This is a genomic window from Blautia sp. MSK17_66 (genome assembly GCF_020538025.1).
GTDB lineage: Bacteria > Bacillota > Clostridia > Lachnospirales > Lachnospiraceae > Blautia_A.
In genome coordinates, this window is record NZ_JAJBNQ010000049.1 from 1 (window position 1) to 6740 (window position 6740).

At 38.8% G+C, this 6740-nt stretch carries 8 protein-coding genes; 2 read left to right on the forward strand and 6 right to left on the reverse strand.

The window, feature by feature from the left end:
- Nucleotides 1-151: 151 nt before the first annotated feature.
- The 3 genes from LIR34_RS17120 to LIR34_RS17130 form a co-directional block, all read right to left on the reverse strand.
- The gene (locus LIR34_RS17120) at nt 152-1435 is read right to left on the reverse strand and encodes a DUF6198 family protein (protein WP_173903392.1); all 1284 of its coding nucleotides are present in this window, start codon (nt 1433-1435) and stop codon (nt 152-154) included.
- A 39-nt stretch (nt 1436-1474) separates the two neighbouring features.
- Nucleotides 1475-1897 carry a MarR family winged helix-turn-helix transcriptional regulator gene (locus LIR34_RS17125; protein WP_161285885.1) on the reverse strand — a complete coding sequence of 141 codons (423 nt, stop codon included), beginning with the start codon at nt 1895-1897 and terminating at the stop codon, nt 1475-1477.
- Between the two features lie 402 nt (nt 1898-2299).
- The gene (locus LIR34_RS17130; RefSeq protein WP_330603749.1) at nt 2300-2707 is read right to left on the reverse strand and encodes a LysE family transporter; all 408 of its coding nucleotides are present in this window, start codon (nt 2705-2707) and stop codon (nt 2300-2302) included.
- Nucleotides 2708-2905: 198 nt separating this feature from the next.
- Here LIR34_RS17130 and LIR34_RS17135 point away from each other — a divergent pair, with 198 nt between their 5' ends.
- Nucleotides 2906-3280, forward strand: coding sequence for a helix-turn-helix domain-containing protein (locus LIR34_RS17135; protein ID WP_173903394.1), 375 nt, complete (start codon nt 2906-2908; stop codon nt 3278-3280).
- A gap of 100 nt (nt 3281-3380) precedes the next feature.
- On the opposite strand, the gene LIR34_RS17140 is transcribed toward LIR34_RS17135, so the two are convergent.
- From LIR34_RS17140 to LIR34_RS17150, 3 genes are read right to left on the reverse strand one after another with little or no spacing between them, the layout of a single operon-like run.
- Nucleotides 3381-4358, reverse strand: a complete 978-nt coding sequence (locus LIR34_RS17140) for an NAD-dependent protein deacetylase (protein ID WP_173903395.1) — start codon at nt 4356-4358, stop codon at nt 3381-3383.
- 47 nt (nt 4359-4405) lie between these two features.
- Nucleotides 4406-5248, reverse strand: coding sequence for a Sir2 family NAD-dependent protein deacetylase (locus LIR34_RS17145; protein WP_265107747.1), 843 nt, complete (start codon nt 5246-5248; stop codon nt 4406-4408).
- A gap of 5 nt (nt 5249-5253) precedes the next feature.
- Nucleotides 5254-6123 (reverse strand): NAD-dependent protein deacetylase, SIR2 family, encoded by an 870-nt coding sequence (locus LIR34_RS17150; RefSeq protein ID WP_173903397.1) that lies wholly within the window; start codon nt 6121-6123, stop codon nt 5254-5256.
- A 154-nt stretch (nt 6124-6277) separates the two neighbouring features.
- Between LIR34_RS17150 and LIR34_RS17155 the strand changes: the two genes are divergently transcribed.
- Nucleotides 6278-6736 (forward strand): Rrf2 family transcriptional regulator, encoded by a 459-nt coding sequence (locus tag LIR34_RS17155; RefSeq protein WP_173903398.1) that lies wholly within the window; start codon nt 6278-6280, stop codon nt 6734-6736.
- Nucleotides 6737-6740: the final 4 nt, after the last annotated feature.

Consider the following 6740-nt stretch of genomic DNA (forward strand, 5'->3'; position numbering starts at 1 on the left):
ATTACATGCACATGGTCAATATCATGATTCCATTCCTCCAAAACAATTCCATACCATGGATTTTATCACCAAACAAGTGTTCTCTTTTATTTTTTGCAATTCATCTCCCACCTGTAGAGGCAGGAGAATTATTATAAGGCTTTATATATTTTTACAGTTTCATAGCACTGCGGATGCAGTTCTCAATAAATTCTTCTCCCAAATCTGTATTCAGGCTAAGATCAAAGTTTCCGGCTGCTCCCCACATACGATGAGTGTAATAGCGGTAGTTATCTGCACGGAGTTTTTCATTTTTCTGAACCGTAGCTTTGGCTTCTCCCTCGGAGATATTCTGTCTCTGTGCCACTCTTCTTATTCTGCTCACAAGAGGCGCTGAAAAAAATATTTTCAGACAGTTTCCGGAATTTCTGAGAACGTAATCTGCACAACGGCCTACTATGACGCAGTTGCCTTTTTTAGCAAGATTACGTACAACCTGACATTCTGCCTCGAAAATTTTATCCTTCGGTGCTTCATCCTGCCTGTCTGTATTCAGGTACATCTGATTGACCAGATCATAGAGAAGGCTGTTTGTCATGATCTCCTCGTTTTTCTTAACGAATTCCGGGGTATATCCGGTGGTTCCTGCTGTCATTTGGATGATCTCTGCATCATAAAAATCGTAGCCCAGCTTTTCTGCAAGAACCTTGCCGATATCGTGACCGCCGCTTCCGAACTGTCTTCCAATGGCGATAACATTTTTTCCATAGGTTCCTGCTGTCTGTTCTTTTGCTTCGTTCTCGTTTTCTGCAGATACGCTTTCGGGGAAAATCATATCTTTCAGGAATGCAAGTTTCTTAGCGATGAATCTGGCGATAAAGCCTACCAGAAGGGCAGCAATAACGGTACCTTCTCTTACACCAGCCAGCTTTCCTGCAAATACGAAAGAAAGTACAGCAGCGATCACTGACATGGATACATCAAAACATATCTTGGTTGTTCCGAAATTTGTTTTCCATGTAAGAACAATAGCACGGACAAAAGATTCTCCCGGAAGCATAACAACGTCTGCCAAGACCTCCATATATACACCTACGCCAAGGATCAGACATCCGATAAGAAGATATACAATCTTCATGATGTACGCTTCCGGATTGACCCAGAAAAAAAGAAGCATGGTAAGATCAATAAAATATCCAAATATGATGGATACCGGAATCTGAAGGATGTGTTCCAATTTAAAGTTCTTTCTCAGGATGATCAACTGAAGTACGATCAGAAAGATACTGAAAAAGATGGTAAAGTTTCCAAGTGTAAATGGAAAATTAAGACTTAATACGTAAGGAATTGATGAAATCGGGGATGTTCCCAGGTTTGCCTTTGTGATCAGGCTGACTCCCAGGGAGTTTACAAACAATCCTACCAGAAATATTAAATATCGTTTTAATTTCTCCATTTTTTATCTCCTCCTCATTTCATATTTTTTATTGCCGGATCATTTCATATCTGCAAGATTTCGGTAGATCCGGCAAAAAATATCCATAAACAGCTTCTGCTCTTCTTCGGAAATACCATTTAATGCAGTTTTTTCTATTTTCTTAAAAGCCTCCTCCACAAGCTTCTGATTTTTCTTTCCAGATTCTGTCATAAAAATATGAAAGGTACGACGGTTTCCATTGAGCATTTTTCTTTCGATCAGATTTTTTTCTTCCATACGGTTTAAAATGGACGTTAAAGATCCTGCCTCGATGAGGCATCCTGCCGCAATCTCTTTCTGGCTGACACCATCATGATCTTTCAGGTAATCCAATACTTTGGGCTGTCCCAAGGTAAGGCCTGTATCTTTCAGCTGTTCCATTAGTTTTTTCTGGATAGTCATATGGTTTATCATAGACAGGTAGTGAAATGAATCATCCATTTATTATTTATCCCCTTCTTTTATTATATAGTATAATTACAATTCAAACATTTAGAATTATAACTATATTTATGGTGTATGTCAACAACTTCTTTTAATATATTGGAATCTTGTACAATGTATCACCATCTTGAGAATATACAGTCCAGATTTGAACCCTATTGAAAAAATGTGGTCAAAAATGAAATCCTTTCTCAGAAAGAGGAAAGTCCGCGTTGCTGCTGAACTACCTGAGGCTGTAAAAGCGGCCTTAGAAACAATAAGCACAAATGATTGCAAAGGGTGGTTCCACTCATCTGGAATTTGCGTTAATTAAGAGGATAGCTATAGAATTGCTCTCAAAGCAGCAATTATCTTAACATTCCCCAAATACACTCCAGTAATGTTAGTGCAAGGATAATGTTAATAACACGGAAATGCCGCAGATAAAACTTCTGAATCAGTACGCCCAAGCCAGTCCAAGTACAGGTTGCTGAAGCCTTTTAGAAACGATGCGGATTGCTCTGTGTTTTCTGAGGTCTTCTTACTGAAAGCAATATGAATCGCAAGCCACAGTATATAGGCTGCTCCGATGTACTTCATCACTTCCATTACATTTGGAAGTAAAGAATTAACCCCATATACAAAAATTGCGCATAAGATTTGTACTACATAGTAGCCTGCAAAAATTCCAAAGAACAGCGGCTTTCCTTTTTTATATCCATAGTTTGTTACGGTATTTAATGCCAAAATATTTCCCGGCCCCGGAGTAAAGGCATTTATAACGCAATAAATCAGAAAATTGCTTAGTACCGCCATAGGCATAATCATCAACCACCTTTCTGCTGTTATTATATCAGCAAACAGCGGTACATACATAACACCTATTTTATATGGTTATCCATAGCCTATGACTATGGATTGGCTGGAGCATATTTCCGTAATTCTTCCAGATAGCTTTTTCCAAGTTCACTTAATTCCTGATTTTCATTCAAATTAAAAGTTCAGGAGTTGCTGTTGCTTTTAGATATGCTGGATTTAGAAAATACAAAAAGATTGAACCAGTATGTTTCCGGACAGGTGGAAACTATCAAAGAAATTCACAGTCTGATGACATCTGACCTAAAACGCCACTATACTATTGAAGAGTTGTCAAAACAGTACCTGATGAACACCACTACTTTGAAATCGGTTTTCAAAGCAGTCTATGGAATGCCCATCGCTTCTTACATGAAAGAATACCGTATGAAGTCGGCATCAAATATGCTGTTGCAGGAAGATAAATCTATTTCGGAAATTGCCGCCGCTGTGGGATATAAAAGCCAAAGTAAATTTACATCGGCTTTCCGAGATATATTTCAGATATTACCCACTGCATATCAGAAACTGTATCGTAATCAATAATTTTAATGCAAAACTGCACCCACAATATCCCTGAGTGCAGTTTTGTATCAATCAATATTCTAATGTTTCTCCATCAAGTGGAATATCAAGAACAAGTATCCTATACAAATGCACTTTCCTCTTTTGCTTTCTGCAAATCTTTTAACACTGTTCCTATATCTCCCAAAATAGCAATCCCCTTATCTTCAATGAATTCCGGCAAAAACTGATATTCTGAATTTACGGAGATATAATATGCATCTTTCAAGCTGTTTGTCAGTTCCCAAAACGGTTCCTGTATAAACATCGGTGTCATGCGCCCTACTCCAAGTTCTATCAAGAGAATTTTTCTATCTTTGTTCTTTTGAATGTATTTTGAGATTTTCTCATATTCTTCTTCGTATTTTTTCCCTTGCAGAAAATTCCCATATCCTCTTACCCACGGAAACATTTCCGCACCACAATGAGGGCAGCGAGGAATCAGTTCATCCGGCACCATTGTCCCCTCTCCCATAGCCGCAATCATATCTGCCACAGGTTGTACGGCATCCCATGTTTCATCCTGACAGCACTGGGAACACTGGAAGAAACGATGATCTCCCTGAATCTCACTGACCTTTTCTTCCGGATAAATCTTTACAAACTGTGTATCCTGATTAGTCGTTAAGATATGAAAGTCCTTTCCCTGCAAGATTCTATCCAAATCCAGATATGGCTCTCTGATAGGAGCATTTTGTGTAGTATTTAAAAAGGTTGCCACATATCCCCAGTGTTCATTTCTTGTAGAAAACCGATGCATCATTCCGCTAAAAGCACCTTTGAATCCATACTTATCTGCAAATTTTCCAAAATGTTCACGAAAAGAAGGGGTATCACTATAATAAAAGTCACCACCTCCAGCCGCTGATAAACCGGATGCTCCGCCTACTATGATACACTCTGCCTCCTGCACTCTGCGAACAAATTCCTGAATCTGTTCCTCATAAGGAAGTGGTTTTTGTTTGCTCAACACTACAGCAGTACCGCCGGATGCATAGGTACTATAGTGTCTGGAATAGTTCATTTGTGTTTTCATTACCAAATTTTCATAACAACTCATTTTTTCATTCTCCTATCTCACAACTGTAATATCTTTAACCACTTTACTTAGTCTATCCTTCCCTTTCTGATTTCCTTTAACGCTACCGTAAGATTACCATCCACACCGATGGATTTTTCTTTGATTTCTTCTGGAATGTAAATTTCGCCCTTGTTAAATGTGATATATCTTGCCTGTGGTTCTACTGCTGCAAGCTGCATCAAAGGAGCTTTAATCATCTGATTTCTCCAACCAATGCCAAATTCCAGAATTACCAGCTTCTTTCCATGTAAATTCTGAATAAATTCTTGATAGCGGGCAGTCTTTTCCTTCCAATTTTTCGTTTCTGTAAACGAGGACATCTCACCCCAATTTACTTCCATATCTCCACCGCATTTTGGACATTTCGGGAGGAACTCTTTGGGTACTCTTCCGTTTACTTCCTCTTCTGTCATGGCGAGAACTGCTTTTTGATTAGAATAGACCTCGTCATGACATCTGTTCTTGCACCGCATCTGGGTTAATTTCCCTTCCATTTCAAAAACACGGTCTGCCTCAAAACCTGCCGGCACAAAATGATCCTCCGCATTGGAAGTTACTACGAAATATTCTTTATCCTTTACTAGGGCATAAATGTTTTTCATAATCTCACTCGGCTCATCCTGCATAGCTTTTGCCTTAACAAGTCTGCTTACAAACGCCCACTTTTCTTCTACCTTCATTGGCACTGAAAATCCGTGTAAAACGCAACTCAGTCCGTATTTTTCTCTGAAATCTCCCATATTTTCCTGAAACCATGCGTCATCTGCAAAAATATTATATCCCTCTGAGATAGACAAACCATTACTAGCTCCAATCAAAATACCATCTGCTTCTTTGATGATTTGACTTATCTCTTGATATACATTCATCTTCATCACATTTCCTTTCCCGCTATGTTTTCTTTTAAATCCCTCAGGGTTTCTGCCAAATCTCCTGCTATATAAATGCCTTTGTCTTTTATATGTTCTGGAGCTGAGGATTTCTTCTGATTCAGACAGGCATAAAACACCTTTTCATTTTTGTATGTCATTTCCCAAAAAGGAAGTTTTATAATACTGGGTGTCATCTCACCAACCCCCAGCTCCAGCAGTACAACATTCTTATCTGTTCCATTCATGAGATATTTTTTTAGGAAATTCTCATATCGCCTTACACCTTCCCTCCAGTCTTTTCCCTCCAAAAATGTATCATCCCTTACCCAGGGAACCATGATTCTCCCGCACTCATTACATCTTGGCAGAAGCTCGGAAGTAACACGCATCTCCCGGATATTTTCGTTCATCCTGCGAATCATTTCTACATTGGAATAAATTTGGTCATGGCAAGGCTGACTGCATTGAACATAGCCGCTGTTACCTTGATAATCGCAAATCCTTTCTTTCTGAAAAATCCGTTCAAACTGCATATCTATATTGGTTGTTAAAACAAAGACTTCTTTTTCCGCCACAATATCACGCAGGTCATAGTATGGCTGTCCTGTAGGTGCATCCCACATACTTTGTATGTAACGTGCATAATATGCCCACTGTTGTTCCGGCGATGAATAACAGTAGTAAAAACCGTCAAAAGGAGATTTCAGTCCATACCACTCCTTAAAATCTTGTAAACATTCCTCCATATAGGGTAGCCAATGATAATGGTTATATCCCGCCGCACTGGAAAGACCAGAACCACCGCCTATCAAAACGGCATCTGCCTGACGGATTTTTTCTGCCAGAAAACTGACTTGTTCCTCCTTTTGCATACACCACTTTATCTCCTTTTTTATATCAGATTCCACTCTTTTTATTTCGCTTGACTTTTATTTTTTTACTTGTTAAAATCAAAATTACATCAAGCATTAAAATCATACTATCATGTAATTTTTAAAATTGCAAGAAGAAAATTCGAGGTGACAAATGAAATATTCCACAAAACTTAGTGACACCATTCATATTCTTATATTTATTGCTCTTGGAGATGACGAACAACTCTCCAGCACAAAAATTGCAGAAAGTATCAAGACAAACCCGGCTTATGTCAGACAGCTTATGGCAACCCTGAAAAATGCAGGCATTGTTGTCAACACACAAGGTCATGCGAATGCCGCTCTTGCAAAATCGGCAGATAAAATCAGTATGTATGACATCTACCGAGCCGTAGAGGGCGATAAGCCGCTGCTTCACCTGGACACAGATACCAATCCGGATTGTGGAATCGGTATCAACATTCAATTCGCTATTGGGGACTTCTATCATGAAATTCAAAATATGGTAGATGAAAAAATGAAATCCATTACATTGCAGGATATTATCGATCGGTATTATTTTAACATAATATATAGCAAGAATTCTCCTTCCTCTACAGGTGGGAGATGAATTG

Bases quoted from the DNA above. Each gene is read 5' to 3' on its own strand.
- LIR34_RS17120 (WP_173903392.1), bottom strand. From the start codon at position 1,435: ATGGAGAAATTAAAACGATATTTAATATTTCTGGTAGGATTGTTTGTA.
- LIR34_RS17125 (WP_161285885.1), bottom strand. From the start codon at position 1,897: ATGGATGATTCATTTCACTACCTGTCTATGATAAACCATATGACTATC.
- LIR34_RS17130 (WP_330603749.1), bottom strand. From the start codon at position 2,707: ATGATTATGCCTATGGCGGTACTAAGCAATTTTCTGATTTATTGCGTT.
- LIR34_RS17135 (WP_173903394.1), top strand. From the start codon at position 2,906: ATGCTGGATTTAGAAAATACAAAAAGATTGAACCAGTATGTTTCCGGA.
- LIR34_RS17140 (WP_173903395.1), bottom strand. From the start codon at position 4,358: ATGAGTTGTTATGAAAATTTGGTAATGAAAACACAAATGAACTATTCC.
- LIR34_RS17145 (WP_265107747.1), bottom strand. From the start codon at position 5,248: ATGAATGTATATCAAGAGATAAGTCAAATCATCAAAGAAGCAGATGGT.
- LIR34_RS17150 (WP_173903397.1), bottom strand. From the start codon at position 6,123: ATGCAAAAGGAGGAACAAGTCAGTTTTCTGGCAGAAAAAATCCGTCAG.
- LIR34_RS17155 (WP_173903398.1), top strand. From the start codon at position 6,278: ATGAAATATTCCACAAAACTTAGTGACACCATTCATATTCTTATATTT.